General features: G+C 73.9%; 14 protein-coding genes. 8 read left to right on the top strand and 6 right to left on the bottom strand.

What is annotated here, in order from left to right; all coding sequences use genetic code 11:
• The first annotated feature begins 120 nt into the window (after positions 1–120).
• Genes ACFY4B_RS11480 through ACFY4B_RS11465 form a run of 4 tightly spaced genes read left to right on the top strand, consistent with a single transcriptional unit; the run spans position 121 to position 5,637 of the window.
• A complete protein-coding gene (locus tag ACFY4B_RS11480; protein WP_117486741.1) occupies positions 121–1,842 on the top strand; it encodes an ABC transporter substrate-binding protein in 1,722 nt (573 codons plus the stop codon).
• A 32-nt stretch (positions 1,843–1,874) separates the two neighbouring features.
• Positions 1,875–2,939: an ABC transporter permease gene (locus ACFY4B_RS11475; RefSeq protein WP_387967351.1), complete on the top strand. Its 1,065-nt coding sequence runs from the start codon at positions 1,875–1,877 to the stop codon at positions 2,937–2,939.
• Positions 2,936–3,925: an ABC transporter permease gene (locus tag ACFY4B_RS11470; RefSeq protein ID WP_049651523.1), complete on the top strand. Its 990-nt coding sequence runs from the start codon at positions 2,936–2,938 to the stop codon at positions 3,923–3,925. The genes ACFY4B_RS11475 and ACFY4B_RS11470 overlap by 4 nt, the downstream gene beginning before the upstream one ends.
• Positions 3,922–5,637 (top strand): ABC transporter ATP-binding protein, encoded by a 1,716-nt coding sequence (locus ACFY4B_RS11465; RefSeq protein ID WP_387967349.1) that lies wholly within the window; start codon positions 3,922–3,924, stop codon positions 5,635–5,637. The genes ACFY4B_RS11470 and ACFY4B_RS11465 overlap by 4 nt, the downstream gene beginning before the upstream one ends.
• An 80-nt stretch (positions 5,638–5,717) precedes the next feature.
• On the opposite strand, the gene ACFY4B_RS11460 is transcribed toward ACFY4B_RS11465, so the two are convergent.
• From ACFY4B_RS11460 to ACFY4B_RS11440, 5 genes are all read right to left on the bottom strand, one after another.
• Complete coding sequence (locus tag ACFY4B_RS11460) at positions 5,718–6,446, bottom strand: nicotinamide riboside transporter PnuC (RefSeq protein WP_387823748.1); 729 nt, start codon at positions 6,444–6,446, stop codon at positions 5,718–5,720.
• Positions 6,447–6,675: 229 nt separating this feature from the next.
• A complete protein-coding gene (locus ACFY4B_RS11455) occupies positions 6,676–7,101 on the bottom strand; it encodes a riboflavin kinase (protein ID WP_074006036.1) in 426 nt (141 codons plus the stop codon).
• Positions 7,094–7,639 (bottom strand): flavin reductase family protein, encoded by a 546-nt coding sequence (locus ACFY4B_RS11450; protein ID WP_387967347.1) that lies wholly within the window; start codon positions 7,637–7,639, stop codon positions 7,094–7,096. The genes ACFY4B_RS11455 and ACFY4B_RS11450 overlap by 8 nt, the downstream gene beginning before the upstream one ends.
• 35 nt (positions 7,640–7,674) lie before the next feature.
• Positions 7,675–9,021, bottom strand: coding sequence for an NtaA/DmoA family FMN-dependent monooxygenase (locus ACFY4B_RS11445; protein WP_380742858.1), 1,347 nt, complete (start codon positions 9,019–9,021; stop codon positions 7,675–7,677).
• Between the two features lie 75 nt (positions 9,022–9,096).
• Entirely contained in the window at positions 9,097–10,077 is a 981-nt protein-coding gene (locus tag ACFY4B_RS11440; RefSeq protein WP_387967344.1) for a ribokinase, read from the bottom strand.
• Between the two features lie 125 nt (positions 10,078–10,202).
• Here ACFY4B_RS11440 and ACFY4B_RS11435 point away from each other — a divergent pair, with 125 nt between their 5' ends.
• Positions 10,203–11,195 carry a LacI family DNA-binding transcriptional regulator gene (locus tag ACFY4B_RS11435; protein ID WP_074006038.1) on the top strand — a complete coding sequence of 331 codons (993 nt, stop codon included), beginning with the start codon at positions 10,203–10,205 and terminating at the stop codon, positions 11,193–11,195.
• Positions 11,196–11,282: 87 nt separating this feature from the next.
• Here the strand turns inward: ACFY4B_RS11435 and ACFY4B_RS11430 are convergent, their stop codons facing one another.
• Positions 11,283–12,629, bottom strand: coding sequence for an MFS transporter (locus tag ACFY4B_RS11430; protein WP_049651517.1), 1,347 nt, complete (start codon positions 12,627–12,629; stop codon positions 11,283–11,285).
• Positions 12,630–13,583: 954 nt separating this feature from the next.
• Between ACFY4B_RS11430 and ACFY4B_RS11425 the strand changes: the two genes are divergently transcribed.
• The 3 genes from ACFY4B_RS11425 to ACFY4B_RS11415 are packed head-to-tail and all read left to right on the top strand — an operon-like array spanning position 13,584 to position 23,263.
• Positions 13,584–19,604, top strand: coding sequence for an acyltransferase domain-containing protein (locus tag ACFY4B_RS11425; RefSeq protein ID WP_387967341.1), 6,021 nt, complete (start codon positions 13,584–13,586; stop codon positions 19,602–19,604).
• Positions 19,601–21,430, top strand: coding sequence for an amino acid adenylation domain-containing protein (locus ACFY4B_RS11420; RefSeq protein WP_387967339.1), 1,830 nt, complete (start codon positions 19,601–19,603; stop codon positions 21,428–21,430). Before ACFY4B_RS11425 ends, ACFY4B_RS11420 begins: the two co-directional genes overlap by 4 nt.
• 51 nt (positions 21,431–21,481) lie before the next feature.
• Positions 21,482–23,263: a beta-ketoacyl synthase N-terminal-like domain-containing protein gene (locus tag ACFY4B_RS11415; protein WP_387967337.1), complete on the top strand. Its 1,782-nt coding sequence runs from the start codon at positions 21,482–21,484 to the stop codon at positions 23,261–23,263.

The raw sequence follows: 23,263 nt of genomic DNA, 5'->3' as shown, positions 1-23,263 counted from the left end.
GGTGATCGCCGCGTCGGGGCGTCGCCCCCTGCTGCGGGCGCGGTGCCGCTCACTTTCCCCAGGCCTCACTGTCGCCCGCCTTCCTCCGTACACCATCGGTAGCGAAAGGCCCCCTTTCCGATGTCTCGAACCACCACCTTCACCCCTCGCCGCCTCGCCACGGCGACCGTCACCGTCGCACTGGTCGTCGGGCTGGCGGCGTGCGGACCGAAGGCCGACGGCGGTGGAGGCTCCGGCAAGGACGCCGCGCCGCAGCAGGGCGGCACCCTCACCGTCCTCAACCAGAACCCGCAGGACCAGTTCGACCCCGCGCGGCTCTACACCTCCGGCGGCGGCAACGTCCCCTCCCTGGTCTTCCGCACCCTCACCACCCGCAACCGGGCCGACGGCGCGGCCGGCACCAAGGTCGTCCCGGACCTCGCCACCGACACCGGCACCCCGTCGGAGGGCGCGACGGTGTGGACGTACCACCTCAAGGACGGCCTGACGTTCGAGGACGGTTCGCCGATCACCACGGCCGATATCAAGTACGGCATCGAAAGGTCATTCGCCCCCGAACTCTCGGGCGGTGCACCGTTCCTGAGGGACTGGCTGGTCGGCGCCGCGGACTACCAGGGCCCGTACAAGGACGCGCGCGGTCTGGACGCCATCGAGACGCCGGACGAGAAGACCATCGTCTTCCGCCTCAACAAGCCCGAGGGCGACTTCCCGTACCTCGCCACCCAGACGCAGTTCGCCCCCGTCCCGAAGGCCAAGGACACCGGGACGAAGTACCAGGAGCACCCCGTCTCCTCCGGCCCCTACCAGGTCGTCAAGAACGAGAACGACGGCGCCCACCTCGTCCTCAAGCGCAACCCCAACTGGTCGGCGGCGACGGACGACCAGCGCAAGGCGTACCCGGACACCATCGACGTGCAGTCCGGGCTCGACCCGGCGGTGATCAACCAGCGGCTCTCCGCCGGCACCGGCGCCGACGCGGCCGCCGTCACCACCGACACCAACCTCGGCCCCTCCGAGCTCGCCCAGGTGAAGGACGACAAGTCGCTCGCCGCGCGCGTCGGCACCGGCCACTTCGGCTACGTCAACTACCTGGCGTTCAACCCGAAGGTCAAGCCCTTCGACGACCCCAAGGTCCGGCAGGCCGTCGCCTACGCGATCAACCGCACCTCGGTCGTCAACGCGGCCGGCGGCTCCTCGCTCGCCGAGGCCGCCACCACCTACCTGCCCGCCCAGGAGACCTTCGGGTACACGCCGTACGACCCGTTCCCGGCCGGTGCCACGGGCAACCCGGCGAAGGCCAGGGAGCTGCTGAAGGAGGCCGGTTACCCGGACGGCCTGACCATCACGCTCACCCACTCCAGCGCCACCGGCAAGGGCTACGGCCCGGACCTGGCCGCCGCCGTCCAGGACGGCCTGAAGGCCGCCGGGATCACCGTCCAGCTGGAGGCCCTGGACTCCACCCGGTACTCCAAGACGATCCACACCGTCGGCACCGAGCCCGGCCTCTTCCTCTCCGGCTGGGGCGCCGACTGGCCGTCCGGCGGCCCGTTCCTGGCCCCGATCTTCGACGGCCGGCAGATCGTCACCGACGGCTACAACTTCAACTCCGCGCAGCTGGACGACCCTTCGGTGAACGACGAGATCGACCAGATCAACAAGATCACCGACCACGCCGAGGCCGCCAAGCGCTGGGGCGCCCTGGACAAGCGGATCGGCGACCAGGCCCTCACCGTCCCGCTGTTCCACCCCGTCTACAAGCGGCTGTCCGGCAAGGACGTCCGCAACATCGTCATCAGCGACTGGACCGGCGTCCTCGACATCTCCCAGGTCGCGGTCAAGTAGCGGACGGGACCGGACGGATCGATCGGACAACCATGGCTCCACAGCAACCCCGAGCCGGGGAGGCCCCCGCGGCCTCCCCGGCCGCCGGGGGACCACAGGTGTGGCGGCGGCTGCTCGCGCGGCGCGCCGCCCTCACCGCCGGCCTCGTCATCGTCCTGCTCGTCCTGATCGCCGCGGCGGCACCGCTGCTCAGCGCGATCGAGGGCCAGGACCCCACCGGCTACCACAATGACCTGCTCGACTCGGCGGCCGGCGGGGTGCCCACCGGCTCCTTCGGCGGCGTCAGCGCCGAGCACTGGCTCGGCGTCGAACCCGGCACCGGACGGGACGTGTTCGCCCGACTGGTGCACGGCGCCCGGATCTCGCTGCTCGTCGCCGTCGGCGCCACCCTCGTCCAGGTCGCGATCGGCGTCCTGCTCGGCCTCGCCGCGGGCCTCGGCAACCGGTGGCTCGACCAGCTGATCGGCAACACCACCGAGGTGATGCTCGCGCTGCCCACGCTGGTCTTCGCCATCTCGCTGATGGCGGTCGTGCCCCCCGGCTTCCCCCGCCCGCTGCTGCTGACCCTGGTCATCGGGCTGCTGGGCTGGGCCGGCACCGCACGGGTGGTCCGGGCGCAGACGCTCAGCCTCCGGCAGCTCGACTACGTGGCCGCGGCCAGGCTCGCCGGCGCCACCCGGTGGCGGATCGCCCGCCGGGAGCTGCTGCCGTCCCTGGCCGCGCCGGTCATCACCTACGCGGCGGTGCTGCTGCCGTCCAACGTGGTCGCCGAGGCCGGGCTGTCCTTCCTCGGGGTGGGCGTCAAGCCGCCGACCTCCTCGTGGGGCCAGATGCTCTCCGGGGCGACCACCTGGTTCCGCGCGGACCCGATGTACGTGCTGCTCCCCTCCGCGCTGCTGTTCACCACCGTGCTCGCCTTCACCGTGCTCGGCGACGCCGTCCGCACCGAGCTCGACCCCCGCGCGGCCTCCCGGCTGCGGGTCGGTACGGCGCGCGGCGGCTCCGGTCCGTCGAAGGCCGGCCCCTCGGGTGCCGGTCCGTCGAGCGCCGGTCCGTCGAGCACGGGCCGGGGCCCCTCCGAGGAGGCCACCGCATGACCCGCTTCCTGCTCCGCAAGGCCGTCGGCATGCTCGGCGTCCTGCTCGTCCTCTCCCTGGTCGTCTACGCGGTCTTCTACATCGCCCCCGGCGACCCGGCCCAGCTCGCCTGCGGCGAGAAGTGCAGCCCCGCCCAGGTCGCCCAGGTGCGCGAACGGCTCGGCCTCGACGCGCCCGTCTACCTCCAGTACGCCCACTTCCTCCAGGGCGTCGTCGCCGGCCGCGACTTCAGCGCCGGGACGGGCCTGCTGCACTGCCAGGCGCCCTGCCTGGGCATCTCCTACCGCAGCGGCGAGCAGGTCACCGACATGATCACCGCCCGGCTCCCGGTGACGGCCTCGCTGGCGCTCGGCGCGATGGTGCTCTGGCTGGTCCTCGGGGTCGGCACCGGGCTGGTCTCCGCGCTGCGCCGGGGCCGGCTCAGCGAGCGGCTGCTGACCGCGCTGACGCTGGCCGGCAGCTCCATCCCGGTCTTCGTCATCGGCCTGGTGCTGCTCATCGTCCTGTGCGCCCAGCTCCAGTGGCTGCCGTTCCCGAGCTACGTGCCCCTCACCGAGGACCCGCAGCAGTGGTTCTGGGGACTGCTGCTGCCCTGGGTCTCGCTCGCGCTCATCGAGTCCGCGAAGTACGCCCGGCTGACCCGCTCCTCCATGCTGGAGACCCTCGCCGACGACCACATCCGGACCTTCCGGGCGTACGGCGTCAGCGAACGGCACCTGGTGACCAGGCACGCGCTGCGCGGCGCGCTCACCCCGGTGATCGCGCTGACCGCCATCGACCTCGGGACGATGTTCGGGTCCGCCGTGCTGACCGAGTCGCTCTTCGGCCTCCCGGGGCTCGGCAAGCTGCTGGTCACCTCGGTGGGCCTGATCGACCTGCCGACCGTCGTCGGCCTCACCCTCGTCACCGGGTTCTTCGTGGTCCTCGCCAACGTCATCGCGGACGTGCTCTACGCGGTGACCGACCGAAGGGTGGTCCTGACGTGAGCGCCGGAACCCTGAGCCCGGAGCCCCGGGGCTCCGAACCCCTGGTCGACGTCCGGGACCTGGTCGTCGACTTCCCGGTCGGCGACGGCCACGTCCGCGCCGTCGACGGCGTGGGCTTCACCCTGGAGGCCGGGCAGGCGCTCGGCATCGTCGGCGAGTCCGGCTCCGGCAAGAGCACCGTCGCCTACGGGCTGCTCGGCCTGCACCGCGGCACCGGCGCCCGGATCGGCGGCTCGGTGCGGGTCGCCGGCGTCGACGCCGTCACCGCCGAGGGCGACGAACTCCGGCGCCTGCGCGGCGGGTTGGCCGCCATGGTGTTCCAGGACCCGCTCTCCGCCCTCGACCCGTACTACGCGGTGGGCGACCAGATCGCCGAGGTCGTGCGGGTGCACCGGGACGTCTCCCGACGGGACGCCCGGGCCCGGGCCGTCGAGGTGCTCGACCGCGTGGGCATCGCCGACGCCGCGCGGCGCTCGCGGTCGCGTCCGCACGAGTTCAGCGGCGGCATGCGCCAGCGGGTGCTGATCGCGATGGCCCTGGCCTGCGAGCCGCGGCTGCTGGTCGCCGACGAGCCGACGACCGCGCTGGACGTCACCGTCCAGGCCCAGATCCTCGACCTGCTGCACGAGTTGCGGGCCGAGACCGGCGCCGGGCTGGTCCTGGTCACCCACGACCTGGGCGTGGTCGCCGGGAGCGTCGACCGGGTGCTGGTGATGAAGGACGGCCGGGCCGTGGAGCACGGGCCGGTCGCCGAGGTGCTGGGCGCTCCGCGCGAGCCGTACACCCGCGCGCTGCTGTCGGCGGTGCCCCGGGTCGACGCGCCCGCCGAGCCGGCCGAGGCGGCCAGGTCGGTCGGGTCGACCGGGGGCGCCGGGGACGAGGTCCTGCTCGAAGCCGTCGACCTGCGCCGGGAGTTCGCCACCCGCGGCGGCCTCACCCGGCGCACCGGCCCGGTGACCGCCGTGGACGGCGTCTCGCTCACCGTACGGGCCGGCGAGACGCTGGGCGTGGTCGGCGAGTCCGGCTCCGGGAAGACCACGCTCGGGCGGATGCTCGTCCGGCTGCTGGAGCCGACCGGCGGCCGGCTGCACTACCGCGGCCGGGACATCGGAGCGCTCGGAGAGAAGGAACTGCGCCCGATCCGGCGGGAGTTGCAGATGGTCTTCCAGGACCCGGTGTCCTCGCTCAACCCGCGTCGCAGCATCGGCGAGTCCATCGCCGACCCGCTGCGCATCGCCGGGGAGAGCGACGAGCGCCGCATCCGCAGCCGGGTCGGCGAACTCCTCGAACGCGTGGGGCTCGACGCCGACTGGTACCACCGCTATCCGCACGAGTTCTCCGGCGGGCAGCGGCAGCGGGTCGGCATCGCCCGCGCGCTGGCGCCCCGACCGCGGCTGATCGTCTGCGACGAACCGGTCTCCGCGCTGGACGTCACCACCCAGGCCCAGGTGGTCGAGCTGCTGGGCGAGTTGCAGCGCGACCTCGGCCTCGCGCTGGTCTTCATCGCCCACGACCTCGCCGTGGTCCGGCAGGTGAGCGACCGGGTCGCGGTGATGCGGGCCGGGCGGATCGTGGAACAGGGCGACGCCGACACGGTGTACGACTCCCCCCAGCACGCCTACACCAAGGGCCTGTTGGCCGCCGTCCCGGTCCTGGACCCGGCCGAGGCGACCGCCCGCCGCCACGCCCGCCTGGCCTCCGCCGGCGCCTGACCGTCGACCGCCCGGCCCGGGTCGCACCTCGCGGGGTGCGACCCGGGCCGGGCAGTCGCGTACAGGTTCATGACGAATCATCAGTTGGTCTTGGTGACCCGGGAGTTGGCGCCTTCACCCGCGCGGCCTTCGTCCCGGCCCTCGACCAGGACGGCGGGCTCCAGCGGCGAGGCGATCTCCTGCGGCCTGCTGCGGGACGCCCAGTCGCGGATGCCGAGCACCACCATCACGAAGAAGATCCCGTAGACGATGCCGGAGAAGTACAGCTCGGAGTGGACCGCGAGCGGCACGCCCACCAGGTCGACGGCCAGCCAGACGAACCAGAACTCCACGTAGCGGCGGGCCTGGCTGTACATGGCGAGGATCGAGCCGACGAAGATCCAGGCGTCCGCGAGGACCATCCACCACGGCGCCCCGGGGTAGAACGAGGCGTCCGTCCCCTTCAGCACCGCGCCGAACGCGGCCGTCCCCGCCACCATCGCGGCCGCCAGCACGGCGCGTTCCTGCCACGACGCCCAGCGGACGTTGATGGTGCCTTCCTGCTCGCGGCTGCGCTTCCAGGTCGCCCAGCCCCAGGAGGCCGAGACGATGATGACGATCTGCCGGGCGGCGTTGCCGCCGAGGTGCACGTTCAGGCTGGCGATCAGCAGCAGCACCGAGCCGAGGATCTGCACCGGCCAGGCCACCAGCGAGCGCCGCAGGGCGAGCCAGACGGTGGCGAGCGCCAGGATGTTGCCCAGGAAGTCGGACCAGTAGACGGGGAGGCCGAAGAAGTCGAACTGCTCGTTCAACCAGTGGAACGCGCTCATGACTCACACCTTTGTTCGTGCGGAGCGAGGTGGGGGAAGGGGCGGTCGGCCCCGCCGAAGCGGGGGGTGCGGGGCCGACCGGGCTCGTGGCGCGGGACGCGGGGTCGCGGGGGAAGCGGGGGCGCGCGCCGGGCAGGTGAAGGACGGTGCGAAGAGGTGGTGCGGGCGGATCAGAAGAGAACGGTTCAGGAGAGAACGGTTCCGGAGAGGACGCTTCAGGAGAGGCGGTTCAGGAGAGGACGGCGAGCACGTGCCGTCCGTGCTCGGAGTCCAGTAGGGCCTCGGAGCGGCGGACGTCCTCCCGGGCGGCGAGCAGCAGCTCGTCGACGGAGGCGAACCGCTCGGTGCCCCGGATCCGGGCGACGAACCAGAGCTCGACGCGCTCGCCGTACAGGTCGCCCGGGGTGTCGTGGCAGTACACCTCGGTGTGGATCTCGGAGGTGTCGCAGAAGGTGGGGTTGGTGCCGACACTGATCGTCGCGCGGTGCACGGTGCCGCTCGCGCGGCGGGCCAGCCAGCCGCTGTAGATCGCGGGCGGCGGGGCGGGGGTGCCGGGGTCGGGGGCGATGTTGGCGGTGGGGAAGCCCAGCCCCCTCCCCCGGCCGGCACCGTGCACCACGGTGCCGGACAGGGGGGCCGTCGGGGTGTCAGCCATGGGGGGTGAGCTCACGGAACTGGCTGGTGTGGAAGACCAGCGGCTCCACTCCGGGGAACAGCTCGACGGTGAGCAGTTCCAGCAGGACGATCTCGTGGTCGCCGCCGTCGTACACCGCGTGCACCCGGGCGGTCAGCCAGAGCGCCGCGTCGTGGATCAGCACCGCGCCGCCCGGCGTGGCCTGCCAGCCGGTGCCGTCGAAGCGGTCGCCCGCGCGGGAGGCGAGCCGCCGGCAGAGCGCGCCCTGGCCGCGGCTGAGCACGCTCAGCCCCAGCTCCGGAGCCTCCGTCAGCCGGGGCCAGGTGGTGGAGGTGCGGGCCACGCTGACCGCGACCATCGGCGGCTCCAGCGAGATCGACACGAAGGAGCTGACCGCGAGCCCGACCGGTTCGCCGTCGCGCAGCGCGCCGAGCGCGACCACCCCGGTGGGGTAGGCCCCGAACGCCTGGCGCAGCGCCGCGCCGTCCAGCTCGGCCCGGTCGGGCCGCTCCGCGGCGGTCGGTACCACCGCGGTCGGGTGGTGGGCGGGAGTGACCATGGTCGTCGCCGTCCTCTCGTCGCCGGTGCGGGGGGTCAGTGCCGGTACCGCGCGGCCGGGTGGCTGGCCGGCAGGGCCCGGTCGGACGCGCCGGTCAGCCGCTCGCGCAGCGACTCGCCCTGCGCGTACTCGCCGCGGAAGACGCCGCGGGCGCGCAGGATCGGCAGCACCGACTCGACGAACTCGACGGTGGAGGCGGGCTGGACGGTCGGCGAGAGCAGGAAGCCGTCCAGGTCGGCGCCCTCCGCCAGGGCGCAGATCTCGTCGGCGATCTCCTCGGCGGTGCCGACCACCGGGCGGGCGCCGACGCCGTGGGTGTGCCAGTCGGCGAGCACGTCGCCGACGGTCTTGTCGGCGAACCGGGCGACCTGGGTCTGCGACATCTCGGTGGACAGCTCAGCCATCGGGGTGTCCGGCGCGTACGAGGACAGGTCGAGGCCGGTGAACATGGCGTAGCTGGCGACGGTGACCTCCGGGCGCTGGGCGTCCAGGACGCGCTGCCAGCGGCGTTCGGCGTCCGCGGTGGTGGCACCGATCACGCAGGAGAACGCCGACATCACCTTGACCTCGTCGGCGCCGCGGCCGGCCCGGACGGCCTCCTCGCGGATCGCCGCGGTGTGCCCGGCGAGCTGTTGGACGGTGCCGCTGCCGACGAACATGCACTCGCCGTGCCGCCCGCCGACGCGGCGCCCGGCCGGGGAGGCGCCGGCCTGGAACAGCACCGGGGTGCCCTGCGGGGAGCGGGCGGTGTTGCCGTAGCCCTGCGAGCGGAAGTACGGGCCGTCGTGCTCGACCAGGTGGACCTTGGCCGGGTCGGCGAAGCGGCCGGCCTTGTCCTTCTCCAGGGCGTCGGGCTCCCAGGAGCCCTCCCAGTACTTGTAGACCAGGTCGAGGAAGTCCTCGGCCATCCGGTACCGGTCGTCGTGCGCCACCATGTCCATCCCGAAGGCCTTGACGGCGGTGTCGGCGGTGCCGGTGGTGACGATGTTCCAGCCGAGCCGGCCGCCGGAGAGCTGGTCCAGGGTGGCCAGTCGGCGGGCGAAGGCGTACGGCGGCTCGACCAGCACCGAGCCGGTCACCACCAGGCCGAGGTCGGTGGTGCTGGCGAGCAGGGCCGAGGCGATCACGAACGGGTCCAGGCGCGGCAGGTCGAGGGTCTCCTCGGTGGCGATCGGCGGGCGCACCCCGCCGATCTCCGACCAGCCCCAGGCGTCGGCCAGGAACAGGAAGTCAAGCTTGGCGTCCTCGCAGATCCGCGCGATGTCGCGCCAGTACCCGAGGGTGTCGAACAGGTGCCGGCGGCTGTCGGGGTGGCGCCAGGTGGCGGTGCCGCTCGCGTTGGTCTGGGCGTTCTCGAACAGTCCGAGCTTGAGGTTGCGCATGGGGTGTTCTCCGTTGAACTGGTGGTGCGGGGGAACCGGGGTGCTGAGCGGACCGGGCGTGGGGGCCGGGGACCGTCAGGGTGCTACGGGAACGGCGGGGGCGTCGAGGACCGCGCTGGTCGCGTCGGGGAGCGGGGCGGGTGCGCCAGGACGGCCGGCGGCCGCGTCGAGCTGCGCCGCGGAGGGCATGGCGGACTGGGCGCCGAGCCCGGTGACGGCCAACGAGGCCGCGCGGACGGCCCGTTCGGCGGCGGCGAGCAGGTCGGCGCCCCGGGCGAGGGAGTCGGCGAGGGCTCCGCAGAAGGTGTCGCCGGCGCCGACGGTGTCGACGGCGTCCACGACGGGGGCCGGCAGGTGTACGGCGGGACGGCCGGGCTGTTTGACCAGCGCCCCGTCCGCGCCGAGCGTCACCACGACCGCCCGGCAGGGCAGGGCGGCCCGCTCCAGCAGTTCGCGCGCCCCGTCGGGGCCGGCGGGCGGCTCCGCGCCGAGCAGGGTGGCGAGTTCGCCGAGGTTGGGGACGAGGACGTCGACGGCGGCGAGCACCTCCGGGGCGACCGGGCGGGCCGGGGCCGGGTTGAGGACGACGGTGCCGCCCTGCTCCCGGGCCCGCAGCACGGCGGCGGCGACCACCTCGGCGGAGATCTCGTGCTGCACCAGGACCACCTCGCCCGCGGACCGGGCCAGCCGATGCGGCAGGTCCGCGACGGACAGTTCGGCGTTGGCGCCCGGGTTGACCACGATGGTGTTCTCGCCGGCCCGGTCGACCACCACCGAGGCGATCCCGGTGGTGCTCTGCGGTGCCGGGCGCACCGCCCCGACGTCCACCCCTTCGGCGGCGAGCGCCCGCAGGATGGCGTCGGCGTCCGGGCCGACCCGGGCGACCATCCGCACCCGCGAGCCGAGCCGGGCCGCCGCGACGGCCTGGTTGGCGCCCTTGCCGCCGACGCCCTCCACGAAGCCCCGCGCGAGCACGGTCTCGCCGGGTCGCGGCAGGTCCTCGACGGTCAGGACGAGGTCGCGGTTGATCGAACCGACGACGGTGATGGGCGGCATCCGCACTCCTTGGGAGATCGATCTCCCACACTGTGGACCAGGCCCCCGGAACCGTCAAGTACCCTCGTGCTGCGTATTCCGCGAGCTCAGCCGAGCCCGTTCCCGACCGCGAAGGACCGCCCCACGTGACAGCGCCCCGACTCCTCGACGTGGCCGCGGCCGCCGGTGTCTCCCGCGCGACCGCCTCACGCGTCCTGGCCGGCACCCAGCGCAACGTCGACCCGGAACTCGCCCGCCGCGTCGAGGAGGCCGCCCGGCACCTCGGCTACCGCACCAACCACTCCGCCCGGGCGCTGCGCACCGGCACCACGGGCACCATCGGCGTGGTCGTCCCCTCGCTCGCCAACCCGTACTTCGTCCAGCTCGCCGACGCCCTCGCCCAGCAAGTCCGCGCCGCCGGCGGGCAGTTGGTGGTCTCCGACGCCGCCAACGACACCGCCGTCGAGGCCGAGCAGATCGAGACCCTGCTCGGCGGCCGGGTCGACGGGCTGCTCGTCGTCCCGGTCTCCGCCGGCGCGTCCGGCCCCGCCGTCCGGGCCGCCGCCCAGCGCACCCCGGTCGTCCTGTTCGACCGCTGGGCCACCGGCTCCGGCACCGTGGCCGTCACCCTCGACAACACCGCCGCGATGCGGCTGCTCCTCGACCACCTCGAAGGCCTCGGCCGCCACCGGATCGCCCTGGTCGCCGCCGACCAGGCGTCCTCCTCCGGCGCGGAGCGCCTCGCCGCCTTCACCGGGGCCCGCGGCGCCGACGCCACCACCGTCCTGCTGCCCAGCTTCACCACCGACGCCGGGCGCACCGCGGGCCGCCGGATCGCCGAGCGGCACGCCGGGATCGACGCCGTGGTCTGCGGGGCGGACGTCCTCGCGGTGGGGCTGGTCAGCACCCTGCAGCGCTCGGCGATCCCCGTCCCCGGCCGGATCGCCGTCACCGGCTTCGACGACACCGAGATGCTCGAACTCCTCGACCCGCCCATCACCTCGATCCGCCACCCGCTGACCGCCATGGCCGAGCGCGCCCTGACCCTCCTTCAGTCCCCGGCCCGTGAACGGTCGGAGCGGGTGGAGCGCTTCGCGCCGCAGCTGGTGGTGCGCTCCTCCACGGACGCGAACGCCTGAGCGGGCGGGAGGCGGCCCCGGTGTGCGGCGCGCACCCCGGGGCCGCCTCTCGGCGGGCCGCTCCGGCCCTCGACCGGGCGGGACCCCTCAGGCCTTCCGCCGTACGGCGATGACGGCCGCGCCCAGCACGCAGGCGACGGCGGCGGTGACGTAGGCGAGGTGGTAGCCGCCGAGCTGGTCCGAGCTGGTCCCCGCGACCAGGACCATCACCGCCACGCCCGCGCTGGCGCCGATCTGCTGCGTCACGACGTTCACCGCGCCCGCGACGGCGTGCTGCTGCTCCGGGACGCCGGAGAGCCCGGCCGTGGTCATCGAGGGGAAGTTCAGCCCCTGGCCGATGCCGCTGACCACCAGGCCGGGCAGCACGTGCAGCACGTAGTTCCCGTCCTGCGGCGTGCCCAGCCACAGCCCGGTGCCGACGCCGATCAGGACCAGGCCGACGGCCATCAGCGTCCGCGGGGAGTACGTGGCCAGCAGCCGGCCGGTGACGAAGTTGGCGGTGAGGAACACCGCCAGGGACATCGGCACCAGCGCCAGGCCGGACTCGGAGGGCGAGTAGTGCAGCATCCCCTGGAGGTACAGCGGGGCGAAGAACAGCATCCCGATCGAGCCCGTGTACTGGAGGAACGCCGACAGGCTCGCGTCCCGCACCGAGGCGATCCGGAAGAGGCCGAGCGGGAGCACCGGGTCGGCGGTGCGGTGCTCCCGGACGACGAACAGCACCAGGGAGACCGCCGCGGCGGCCAGGACGGTCCACGCCGTCGCACCACTGCTGCTCACGCCGACCACGAGCAGGGTGAGGCCGAGGGTGCCGGTGATCGCGCCGGGCAGGTCCAGCCGGCCGCGGTGCCCGGCGCCGTCGGGCAGTCCGACGCGGGTCGCGGCCAGCACGCCGACCCCGATCAGCACCGAGAACCAGAGCACCGAACGCCAGCCGAAGAACTGGGTCAGGACGCCGCCCAGCAGCACCCCGCCGCTGAAGCTCACGGCGCCGACGGCCGTGTACACGCTGATCGCCCGGTTGCGGGCCGGGCCGACCGGGAAGAGCGCGGTGAGCAGGCCCAGCGCGGCCGGCCCCGACAGGGCGGCGCCGATCCCCTGGACGGCGCGCGCGCCCAGCAGCGTGACGGTGTTCGGGGCCACCGCCCCGACCAGTGCGGACACGGTGAACAGGGCGACGCCGACCTCGAACACCCGCCGCCGCCCGAGGACGTCGGCGAGCCGGCCGCCCACCAGCAGGAAGCCGGCGAAGGTGACGGCGTAGGCGGTCATCACCCACTGGAGCGTGGTCTCCCCCAGGTCGAAGCGCTCTCCGACGGACGGCAGGGCGGCGTTGAGCACGCCGAGACCGCTCACGTCCAGGGCGAACGCCCCGGCCAGCACGCCGAGCGCCAGCCCCGGCCGGCGGGCCGACTCGACCACGGTGGCGGTCATGCGGGCCCGCCCGGGAGCTCGCGGCCGAGCGCACGGCGCCGCGGGAGGGACCTCACTAAGGAGCTGTCGGCACTGGCTGACGATGCATCAAGATTCTCAACTGCCATGCGGTCAGCTTGCATTGATCGCTCATCCGCTGTCCACCCCGCCCGGCGCGCATGGTACCGGCAGTCGGCCCTTCCCCAGGTCATTCGATTTCCGTCGACCTCTACCCGACGGCGGCACCCATCACACATTCGTACATCTGTCGCATCGAGGAGATCGAATCGGACACTTTGTCGATCAAATCCCGCCAGCGCTTCATCCGGCCGTCGAAATACGCGATCCTTGAATCGATGAACGCGTAGTCGACACATCTCTCCGCACCCCGAGGGCGGATGAACATACCCGCGCTGCGGAATTCTCAGCAGCGGAAGTGGCCGGCAGCCCGACCGGCAGGAGCCGAACGCGTCGGCCAGAATTCCACAGTGTGCCGCTGATCAGTGAGCCGCTGAACGGCGACCACTCAAGCACCCCCGAAGACCCGACCCTCACCCCGTCCTGCCGCGCCGCGCGGTCGGCACCCCGAGTCCTTCCTCCTGTCACGAGAGGAGCAGCGCTGCCCGACCGCACGTCCATGCATGTCATGTACAGACCTACTACCGTGCCGGCAGGCTGACCGGCGCTGCCCCGACGCCGCCCACCCTCCACTCCGCCCCGCCCCGCTTTTCGTTCGCTCCACCGGATTTCCCGTTCACTTCACCGGACTTCCCGTTCACGTCGAGCGCGAACTCCGGAAACACCGGCACCGTCCGCACGCCGCCCCGCCGATTCCGCGACGGCCCCCGGCGCGGAGGACGGATCCCGCCGTGCCCCGCCCCCCTGCTCCCGGCTGCCCTGAAATCGGCGTCCCCCCCGACCGGCCGGCCGCGAAGCCCCGTCCTCCATTCCATCCGCCCTGCTGAGGGAGTCGCCATGCCCCACGAGCGCGCAGCGCGAGACATCACCGACGTCACGGATTTCCTGCTGTCCCGCTTCGCCGAGCTGTCGGACGTGTCCGCGGCCTCGGTGGACCTCCGGGCGCCCATGCACCGGTACGGGCTGGACTCGTTGAAGTCGGTGAACCTCGCGGCCTCCCTGTCCGAGTACCTCGGCTGGCAGGTCCCGGCCACCTGGATGTGGCAGTACCCGACCCTGGACGGACTGGCCCGCGCCCTCGTCGACGGCCCGCGCGCCGCCGGGCCCGGCCCCGGCGCCGAGCGCCGCAAGCCCGCGCACGAGCCGGTCGCGGTCGTGGGCATCGGCTGCCGCTTCCCCGGCGGACCGGACCCGTCCTCGTTCTGGCGGCTGCTGGTCGAGGGCGGCGACGCCGTCGGACCGGTGCCGGCCGCCCGCCGCGAGCTGCTGGGCGACCGGGTGCGCTGGGGCGGGTTCATCGACGGCATCGACCGGTTCGACCCGCTGTTCTTCGGCATCTCGCCCCGCGAGGCCGTCCAGATGGACCCGCAGCAGCGCCTCGTCCTGGAGCTGTGCTGGGAGGCGCTGGAGGACGCGGGCATCGCGCCGGACAGCCTCGTCGGCAGCGACACCGGCGTGTTCATGGCCTCCTGCTGGAACGACTACGCCGCGCTGGCGCACTACCGCGGCCCCGACGCCCAGATCACCCCGCACACCGCGACCGGCATCCACGACGGCATCATCGCCAACCGCGTCTCCTACGTCCTCGGCCTCCAGGGCCCCAGCATGGCGATCGACGCCGCCTGCGCCGGATCCCTGGTCTCGGTGCACGTGGGGTGCCAGTCGATCCAGCTGGGCGAGAGCGACCTGGTGCTGGCCGGCGGCGTCAACCTCAGCTTCGTCCCCGACTACTACACCGCCATGGACCAGCTGGGCGCGATCTCCCCCGACGGCCGCTGCAAGACCTTCGACGCCCGGGCCAACGGCACCACCCGCGGCGAGGGCGCCGGCGTCGTCGTGCTCGCCCCGCTGAGCGTGGCGCTGGAGCGCGACCTGCCGGTGTACTGCCTCATCAAGGGCAGCTCCTCCAACAACGACGGTCCCAGCAACGGGATGACGGCGCCCAACCCGCAGGCACAGGAGAAGATGCTCCGCACCGCGTACCAGCGGGCGGGCATCGCGCCGGACCTCGTGGACTACATCGAGTGCCACGGCACCGCGACGCCCCTCGGCGACCCGATCGAGGCCAACGCCGTCGGCGCGGTCCTGGGCGGCGCCGACCGCGCGGCGCCGCTGAGGATCGGCTCCGTCAAGTCCAACGTCGGGCACCTGGAGGCGGCGGCCGGCATCGTCGGCCTGGCCAAGCTCGCGCTGTCGATGCGCAACGGCGTCCTGCCGCCGAGCCTGCACTACAGCGCACCCAACCCGCAGATCCTGTTCGACGCGTACAACCTCACCGTCCAGGACCGGCTGACGCCGTGGCCGCGCCGCTCCGACGCCCGCCGGGGCGGCGTCAGCTCCTTCGGCTTCGGCGGCGCGATCTGCCACATCGCCGTCGAGGAACTGCCGCGCCCCGAGGCCTCGCTGCTGCTGCTGGCCGCGGACTCCCCCGCGGGGCTGGCCGAGCGGGCCCTGGAGTCGCGGGACGCGACCGACCTGCGCGCGCTCTGCCGCCGCACGCCCGGCGACGGCCCGTTCCGGCTCGCGGCCACCGCCCGCGACATGGCCGAACTCCGCACCGGCCTGGACGCCTTCGCCGCCGGCACCACGTCCCCCGGCCTGAGCGTCGGGGAGGTCGGGGAGCGGCCCGGCCGGCCGCGGGTGGCGTTCCTGTTCTCCGGCAACGGCTCGCAGTGGGTCGGCATGGGCCGCCAACTGCTCGCCGGCCGGCCCGAGTTCCGCCGCTCCATGACGAGGTCCGACCGGCGGATGCGGGAGCTGCTGGGCTTCTCGCTCGTGGAGCAGCTGATGGACCCGGACGGCCGCCTCGACGACATGGACGTCTTCCAGCCGCTGCTGTTCTCCCTCCAGGTCGCGCTGGCCGAGACCTGGCGCTCACTGGGCGTGGAGCCGGACGTCGTGGTGGGGCAGAGCGTCGGCGAGTTCGCCGCCGCGCACATCGCCGGCGCGCTCGACTTCGAGGACGCCTCCCGGCTGGCCGCCCACCACGGCCGGCTCCTCCAGCAGCTGGCCGTCGGCCGCGGCGAGGGCATCGTGGTGATGACCCCGGCGGACGAGGTCCGGCCGCACCTGACCGGCGGGCTCACCCTCTCCGGCCACAACGGCCTGAGCTCCACCCTGGTCACCGGCACCCCGCAGGAGATCGACGACCTCGTCCGGCGGCTGACCGACGCCGGCGTCGTCAACCACCGGGTGCGGATGGGCCACGCCCCGCACTCGCCGCTGGTCGACCACGTCCTCGCCCCGCTGAAGGCCGAGCTGGACGGCATCAGGCCGCGCACCGCCCGCGTCCCGATGATCTCGACGGTCACCGGCGAGCCGGTCGACGGCGCGGAGCTCGGGCCGGACTACTGGGCGGACAACCTGCGCCGGGAGATCCGGGTGGTCGACGCCCTGACCAGGCTGCGCGACCACGACGTCGACGCGGTGGTCGAGCTCAGCCCCCACCCCCTGCTGCTCAAGTCGGTGTCGGAGATCCTGCCGGCCGTCACCACCCTGCCCTCGCTGCGGCGCGGCGCCGACGAGGCCGCGACCCTGCTCGGCTCGCTCGGCGCCCTCTACGCGGCCGGACTCCCCGTCGCCGCCCATCCCTTCCTCGCGGGCGACCGCGGACGGCACGCCGTACCGGGCGGCGGCGAGGCCGCGGCGGCCGACCGGGTGCACCTGGTCCCCGTCACGGCCCGGACCGCGGACGCGCTGGCCGACACCTGCCGCGCGCTGTCCAACCACGTCGAACGCGACCCGGCCCTGCGGGTCTCCGACCTCGCCTACACCCTCGCCGCCCGGCGCACCCACCACGCCCACCGGATCGCCCTGTTCGCCCGCGACCGGCAGGACGTCCTGGACGGGCTCGCCCGGATCGCCGACGGCCGGCCGCACCCCGACGCCGTCACCGGCACTGTCTCCGGCACCGCCGACCGGCGGGTGGCGCTGGTGTTCTCCGGCACCGGCACCCACTGGGCCGGCATGGGCCGCGAACTGCTGCGCTCGCACGCCGGCTTCCGGCGGTGGATGCACGCCTGCGACGACGCCGTGCGCGCGGCCGGCGGCGGCTCGGTGCTCGACCGGCTCACCGCCCCGGACGGGCAGGCCCGGTACGAGGAGCTGGACGTCCAGCAGCCGGTGCTGTTCGCCCTCCAGGTCTCGCTGGCGAAGGTCTGGCTCGGACTCGGCGTCGAGCCGGCCGCCGTGGTCGGGCACAGCCTGGGCGAGGTCGCGGCCGCCTGCGTGGCCGGCGCGCTGTCCCTGGAGGACGCCGCCAAGGTCGTGGTCGCCCGCTCGCAGCTGCTCGAACACGAGGCCGCCACGGGCGCGATGCTCTCGGTCGACCTGCCGGAGCCGGAGCTGCTGCCCCGGCTCGCCGCCTACGCCGGGCGGGCGGCCGTCGCGGCCGTCAACAGCCCCACCAGCACGGTGGTCTCCGGCCCGCGCGAGGCCCTCGACGCCCTGGCGGCCGACCTCGGCCGGGACGGGATCACGGCCAGGAGGCTCCGGGTCGAACGGCCGATGCACAGCCCCGGCATGGACGCGCTGACCGGCCCGCTGCGTGAGCGCCTCGAGTCCGTCACCCCGCTGGCGCCCGGCATCGACTTCCACTCCACCGCCCTGGCCGGCGCGGTGAACCCGGTCGTCGACGCCGACTACTGGGTGCGCAACCTGCGCGACCGGGTCCGGTTCGCCGAGGCGACCGCCGCGCTCGTCGACCGGGGCGTCTCCACCTTCATCGAGATCGGCCCGCACGAGACGCTGCGCGGCGCGGTCGAGGAGACCGGACTGTCCCGGGGCGTCCGGGTGCACGCGGTCAACTCGATGCGGCGCGGGGAGAGCGACCTCCGCTGCCTGCTGGGCGCCGCCGCCGAACTGTTCGTCAGGGGCCTGCCGCTGACCTTCGACCCGCTGTTCGGCGACGACGTCGAGGTGGTGGAGACCCCGCTCGTCCAGTGGCAGAAGGAGCGCTACTGGATCGACTCCGAGCCCCGCCGCGAGCCCGCCCCGGCCCCGGCCGCCGCCGTCGCCGCCGTCGCCGAACCGGTCGCGGCACACCCGGCGCAGGCCCCCGTGGCGGAGCGGCCGGTGGCGGAGGTCGTCCTCGCCGAACTCGCCGACGCGCTGGGCGTACCGGCGGGCCGGTTCGACGCCGGCGCCGGCCTGCGCGACTTCGGCCTCGACTCGATGCTCGCGATCCGCCTCGTCAACCGGATGCAGGCGGTCCTCGGGCACCGGGTCTCGCCGGTGGTGTTCCTGGACGGGCGCTCCATCGCCGAGGTGGTCGGCCACTTCGTCGGGCTCGCCGACGGACCGGCCGCTCCCGCTCCCGCCCCGCAGCCGCCCCAGGCGGTCCAGGCACCCACGCCCACGCCGGCGCCCGAGCCGGCGCGGTCCTTCCTGGAGGACCTGTCCGAACTGGACGCCGAGGAGCTGCTGGAGGAGCTGGACGCGCGCGGCCTGCTGGAGGCCACCGACACGCCGGCGTCGGAGCAGCTGCGCGCCGAAGGCCTCGGCCTCGAACTGGCGCCGGCCTCGCACGGCCAGGCCTCGCTCTGGTTCATGCAGATGATCGCGCCGGACGCCGTGCCCTACAACTACATGGTGACCGCCCGGATCCGGACGGCGGTCGACGAGGACGCCCTGGAGCGCGCCGTCCTGGCCGTGCTCGACCGGCACCCCGCGCTGCGCACCCTCTACGTGGAGGCGGGCGGCCGCCCGTACCAGGTCGTCCTGGACGAGCCGGTGTACGAGTTCCTCGTGGTGGACACCGCCGACCTGGACGACGAGGAGGCCCGCGAGGAACTGGCCCGGTACGGGCACGAGCCGCTGGACATGGACAACGGTCCGCTGGTGCGCGTCGTCCTGATGCGGCGCGGCCCGTCCGACCACTTCCTGATGGTGCTGGTCCACCACATCGCCTCGGACGCGGCCTCGGCCGACATCATGATCCGTGAGCTCCAGGAGTTCTACGAGGGCGCCGACCCGGCCGGCCGCACGCCGGTCGCCCCGTACACCGAGTTCGTCGAGTGGGAGCGGCAGTGGCTGGCCGGGCCGGCCGCGGAGGCGGCGCTGGACTGGTGGTCGGAGAAGCTCGCCGACCCGCCCGCCCACCTGGACCTGTCCAGCAAGGAGCGGCCGCCGGGCGTCACCTACGAGGGCCGCGACCTCGCGTTCCGCTGGAGCACCGAGGAGACCCGGCTGCTGCGGGAGTTCGCGGTGCGCGAGGGCGTGTCGATCAGCACCGTCGTGCTGGCCGGGTTCTTCGCCACGCTCAACCGCGCGGCCGGGACGGAGGACTCGGTGCTGGCCACAGCGATCGCCCAACGGGCCGAGCCCGGCTGGGAGTCCGCGATCGGCTACTACCTCAACACCGTGCTGGTCCGGGCGAACCCCGCCGGGGACCGCAGCTTCCGCGAGCTGCTGCGCGAGGTCCACGCCTTCTCGCTCGGCCTCCTGGAGCACATGAACTACCCCCTGGACCTGCTGGCCGCCCAGCTGAAGCCGCCGCGCGCCGAGGGCCGCTCCCCGTGGTTCGACGTGGTGGTGAACTGGCTCTCCTCGGACGCCTTCCCCCGCTCCGTCAAGCTCTTCCACGGCGTCGGCGAGACGCTCTCCCCGGACGCCGCGCTGCCGCTCGAACCGCTCCAGGTGCGCAGGCACCTCGCCAAGTTCGACCTGGAGATCTCGATGGCCGACATCGACGGCCGGGTGGCCGGCCACGTCCAGTTCAAACCGGGCTACCTGGAGAGGCAGACCGTGACGGCCCTGCTCGCGCTGTACCGCACCGTGCTCTTCGACTCGATCGCCCGACCCGACCAGGCCCTCGGCGACATCGCGCCGGCCGGCCTCCCCAAGGAGACAGAGCAGTGACCGAAACCCTGCACTCCGAGTTCATCGCCCAGGCGGTCAAGAACCCCGACGCGACCGCGGTCTACTCCGACGCCGGCGTGCTGACCTACGGCGAGCTGAACGAGCGGTCCCGCGAGCTGGCCGAGCGGCTCCTCGCCGACGGCGCGGGCCCGGGCGTCCCGGTCGGCATCTGCGTCGAGCGCACCCCCGACCTGCTCGTCGCCGTCCTGGCGGCCCTGCGCACCGGCTCCTGCTACCTGCCGCTGGACCCGAACTACCCCGCCGACCGGCTGGCCTTCATGGTCGAGGACAGCGGGACCCGGCTGCTGCTCACCACGCCCGCGTCCCGGGCCAGTTGCCCGCCCGGACCGACCGTGGTCGTACTCGGCGGGACCACGGCCACCGAGCCCGGCGCCGAGCCCGTGGCGGTCGTGCCCGAGGACACCGCGTACGTCATCTACACCTCGGGCTCCACCGGCAGGCCCAAGGGCGTGGCCGTCCGGCACGCCGGCGCCGTGGCGATGCTCGCCGAGATGGACCGGGTCCTGGAGGGCTGCGACCTGAGCGGCGTCTCGGCGGCCAGCTCGGTCTGCTTCGACCTGTCCGTGATGGAGGTCTTCAACGCGCTGTGCCGCGGCGGCGCCGTCGTGCTCGTCGAGAGCGCCGTCCACCTGACGGAGAGCCGGTACGCGGACCGGATCACCCACCTGTCCGTCGTCCCGTCGGTCATGAACGGCCTGCTCGACGCCGGCGCCCTGCCCCCGAACGTGCGGTCGATCGTCTTCGGCGGCGAGGCGCTGCGCCGCAAGCTGGCCGACCGGGCCTACCGGGAGACGGGCGCCACCCGGGTGTTCAACGCCTACGGCCCCACCGAGGGCACCGTCTTCTGCTCGTTCGGGCTGGTGCCCGAGGACGGGACGGACGAGCCGACCATCGGCCCGCCGACCACCACCGACCTGGTCTACGTGCTCGACGACGAGCTGCGGCCGCTCCCGGCCGGCGAGTCCGGCGAGCTCTACCTCGGCGGCGTCGGCCTCGCGCACGGCTACGTCAACCGGCCCGGCACCACCGCCGAGCGGTTCGTTCCGGACCCGTTCCGCGACGGCGAGCGGATGTACCGCACCGGGGACGTCGTCAGGTTCACCGAGGACGGCGAACTCCGGTTCCTCGGCCGCTCCGACCACCAGGTCAAGCTGCGCGGCTACCGGATCGAGCTGGAGGAGGTCGAGGCCCGGCTGACCGGCTGCCCCGAGGTCCGGGAGGCCGCCGCCGCCGTCCGGGGCAACCGGCTGGTCGGCTACGTCGTCCCCGCCGGCGAGGGCGCACCGCAGGACGGCCCCCGGCTGGACCCGGCCCTCCAGGGCGCGATCACCGGCCGGCTCGCCACCGAGGTGCCCGACTACCTGGTGCCCGCGACGCTCGTCTTCCTGCCCGCCCTCCCGCTGGGCCCGGGCGGCAAGCTCGACCGCGACGCGCTGCCCGAGCCGCCGGCCGCCGGCACCGACGGGCCGCGGTCGGCCGCCGGCACGCCGACCGAGGTGGCGCTGGCGGAGATCTGGGGCGAGCTGCTCGACCTCGATCCGTCGGGCATCGACGTGCAGTCCGCCTTCTACGACCTCGGCGGCGACTCGCTGCTGCTGATCCGCCTCGCCCGGCTGATGACCCGTCGCTTCGACCGCCGCGTCCGGGTGCCCGACCTGTTCAGCTTCCGCGACATCGCCTCCCTCGCCCGCTGGCTCGACGACGACAGCGGCGCCACCCCCGAGGTGGTCGAGTCGGCCCGCCAGCGCGCCGGCGCCCGCCGCGCCGCCCTGCGCGGCCGCGGCGCCGGCGGCACCGGCCGATAGCCACCCGCGTCACCTCCACCCGACACGAAGCACACGAAGCAGGAGCCTTCCATGACCGACAGCCCCGAGCAGGAGTACGACCCGGGTGACGTGGCCGTCATCGGCATGTCCCTGCGGGCGCCCGGCGCCCGCACCAAGGAGCAGTTCTGGGACGTCCTCGTCCACGGCCGGGAGACCGTGTCGTTCCTGGCCAAGGAGGACATCCACGTCGACGAGACCCTGATCCACAACCCGTCCTACGTCCGGGCCTGCGGCGTCCTCGACACGTACGACAGGTTCGACCCGTCGGTGTTCGGCATCAGCGACCGGATGGCCGCCGCGATGACCCCGGAGAACCGGCTCTACCTGGAGAGCGCCTGGGAGTCCCTGGAGGACGGCGGCTACGACCCGGACCGGCTCACCGCCGAGATCGGCATGTACGGCGCCAACAACCCGCAGACCGCCGCGCTCTACAGCTCCCCGCCGGACCGGGCGTCGGTCGGCCCCGAGGCGATCGAGGCCAGCCTGGCGTGGTCGCCGGACAGCATGACCTCCAACGCCCTGTACTACATGGGGCTCACCGGCGAGGCCGTCACGGTCGCCGCCGTCTGCGCGGGCTTCCACTACGCGGTGCACCTGGCCTGCCAGTCGCTGCTGCTCGGCCAGAGCGACATGGCGATCGCCGGCGGCGCGATGGTCCGCCTGCCGCACCCGCGCGGGCACCTGTGGGAGGAGAACCGCATCCTGTCGAAGGACGGCCACTGCCGTCCGTTCGACGCCAACGGCACCGGCAGCGCGCTGTCCAGCGGCGTCGTCACCCTGCTGCTGAAGCCGCTCGGCCGGGCCGTCGCCGACCGCGACCACGTCTACGCCGTCGTCCGGGGCTCGGCCGTCAACAACAACGGCGTCAGCGCGATGGCGTACGGCCTGGCCCAGCCCGAGCGGCTGAGCGCGTGCATCGCCGCCGCCATGGAGGTCGGCGGCGTCAGCCCGGACACCGTGTCCATGTACGAGGCCAACGGCCTCGGCCTGCCGGTGACCGACGAGCTCGAAGTGCACGCGGCGACCATGGCGTTCGGGAAGCGGACCGCGACCGCCTCGATCGGCGGGGTCAAGGGCAACGTGGGCCACGGCGGCGTGGTGTCCGGCGGCTTCGGCACGGTCAAGGCCGCGCTGGCGCTGTACCACCGGACGCTCCCGGCCACCATCAACCTGACCGAGGTCAACCAGGACCTCGACTTCCCCAGCACCCCCTTCGTGCCGCAGATCGAGGGCGCGGCCTGGGAGCCGGAGGCCGGCATCCGCCGCGCGGGCATCACCTCCCTCGGCGGCGGCGGCTACAACGCCCACCTGGTGCTGGAGGAGCCGCCGGCACCGGCCGGACGCGCCCCCGAGGAGGCGGGCCGCCCCCGGCTGGCCACCCTGTCCGCGATGGACGACGACGCGCTGGCCCGTCAGCGCACCCGGCTCCGGGAGTGGCTGGAGGCCCGCCCGGAACTGCGCCTGGACGACGTCTGCTTCACCCTCAACCTCGGCCGCAAGGTGATGGGCCGCCGGTGGGCGGCCGTGGTCCGCAGCCGCGAGGAGCTGATCGCGGCGCTGTCCGACGACGCCCGCGGCCCGGTCGCCTCGACCGCCGCCGCCCCGCGCACGGACCCGGGCTCCTTCTCCCGCACCGACGACGGGATCGTGCCGGCCGGCCAGGACGCGCCGGCCCTGACCGGCCTGGCCGCCGCCTGGGTGACCGGCCTGCAGGTGGACTTCGACGCCCTGCACCGGGACGGGGCCGGCCGCCGCGTGCCGCTGCCCGCCTACCCCTTCCAGCCCCGCCGGTTCTGGCGGACGGACTGGTAG

The organism is Kitasatospora sp. NPDC001261, from assembly GCF_042896795.1.
In the GTDB taxonomy this organism is placed as follows: domain Bacteria; phylum Actinomycetota; class Actinomycetes; order Streptomycetales; family Streptomycetaceae; genus Kitasatospora.
The sequence above is the reverse complement of the archived record's forward strand: the minus strand, read 5'-3'. Positions and strand labels throughout refer to the sequence as shown.

Excerpts from the sequence above, each read along its gene's own strand:
- ACFY4B_RS11480 (WP_117486741.1), top strand. The coding sequence starts at position 121 with ATGTCTCGAACCACCACCTTCACCCCTCGCCGCCTCGCCACGGCGACC.
- ACFY4B_RS11475 (WP_387967351.1), top strand. The coding sequence starts at position 1,875 with ATGGCTCCACAGCAACCCCGAGCCGGGGAGGCCCCCGCGGCCTCCCCG.
- ACFY4B_RS11470 (WP_049651523.1), top strand. The coding sequence starts at position 2,936 with ATGACCCGCTTCCTGCTCCGCAAGGCCGTCGGCATGCTCGGCGTCCTG.
- ACFY4B_RS11460 (WP_387823748.1), bottom strand. The coding sequence starts at position 6,446 with ATGAGCGCGTTCCACTGGTTGAACGAGCAGTTCGACTTCTTCGGCCTC.
- ACFY4B_RS11455 (WP_074006036.1), bottom strand. The coding sequence starts at position 7,101 with ATGGCTGACACCCCGACGGCCCCCCTGTCCGGCACCGTGGTGCACGGT.
- ACFY4B_RS11450 (WP_387967347.1), bottom strand. The coding sequence starts at position 7,639 with ATGGTCACTCCCGCCCACCACCCGACCGCGGTGGTACCGACCGCCGCG.
- ACFY4B_RS11445 (WP_380742858.1), bottom strand. The coding sequence starts at position 9,021 with ATGCGCAACCTCAAGCTCGGACTGTTCGAGAACGCCCAGACCAACGCG.
- ACFY4B_RS11440 (WP_387967344.1), bottom strand. The coding sequence starts at position 10,077 with ATGCCGCCCATCACCGTCGTCGGTTCGATCAACCGCGACCTCGTCCTG.
- ACFY4B_RS11430 (WP_049651517.1), bottom strand. The coding sequence starts at position 12,629 with ATGACCGCCACCGTGGTCGAGTCGGCCCGCCGGCCGGGGCTGGCGCTC.
- ACFY4B_RS11425 (WP_387967341.1), top strand. The coding sequence starts at position 13,584 with ATGCCCCACGAGCGCGCAGCGCGAGACATCACCGACGTCACGGATTTC.
- ACFY4B_RS11415 (WP_387967337.1), top strand. The coding sequence starts at position 21,482 with ATGACCGACAGCCCCGAGCAGGAGTACGACCCGGGTGACGTGGCCGTC.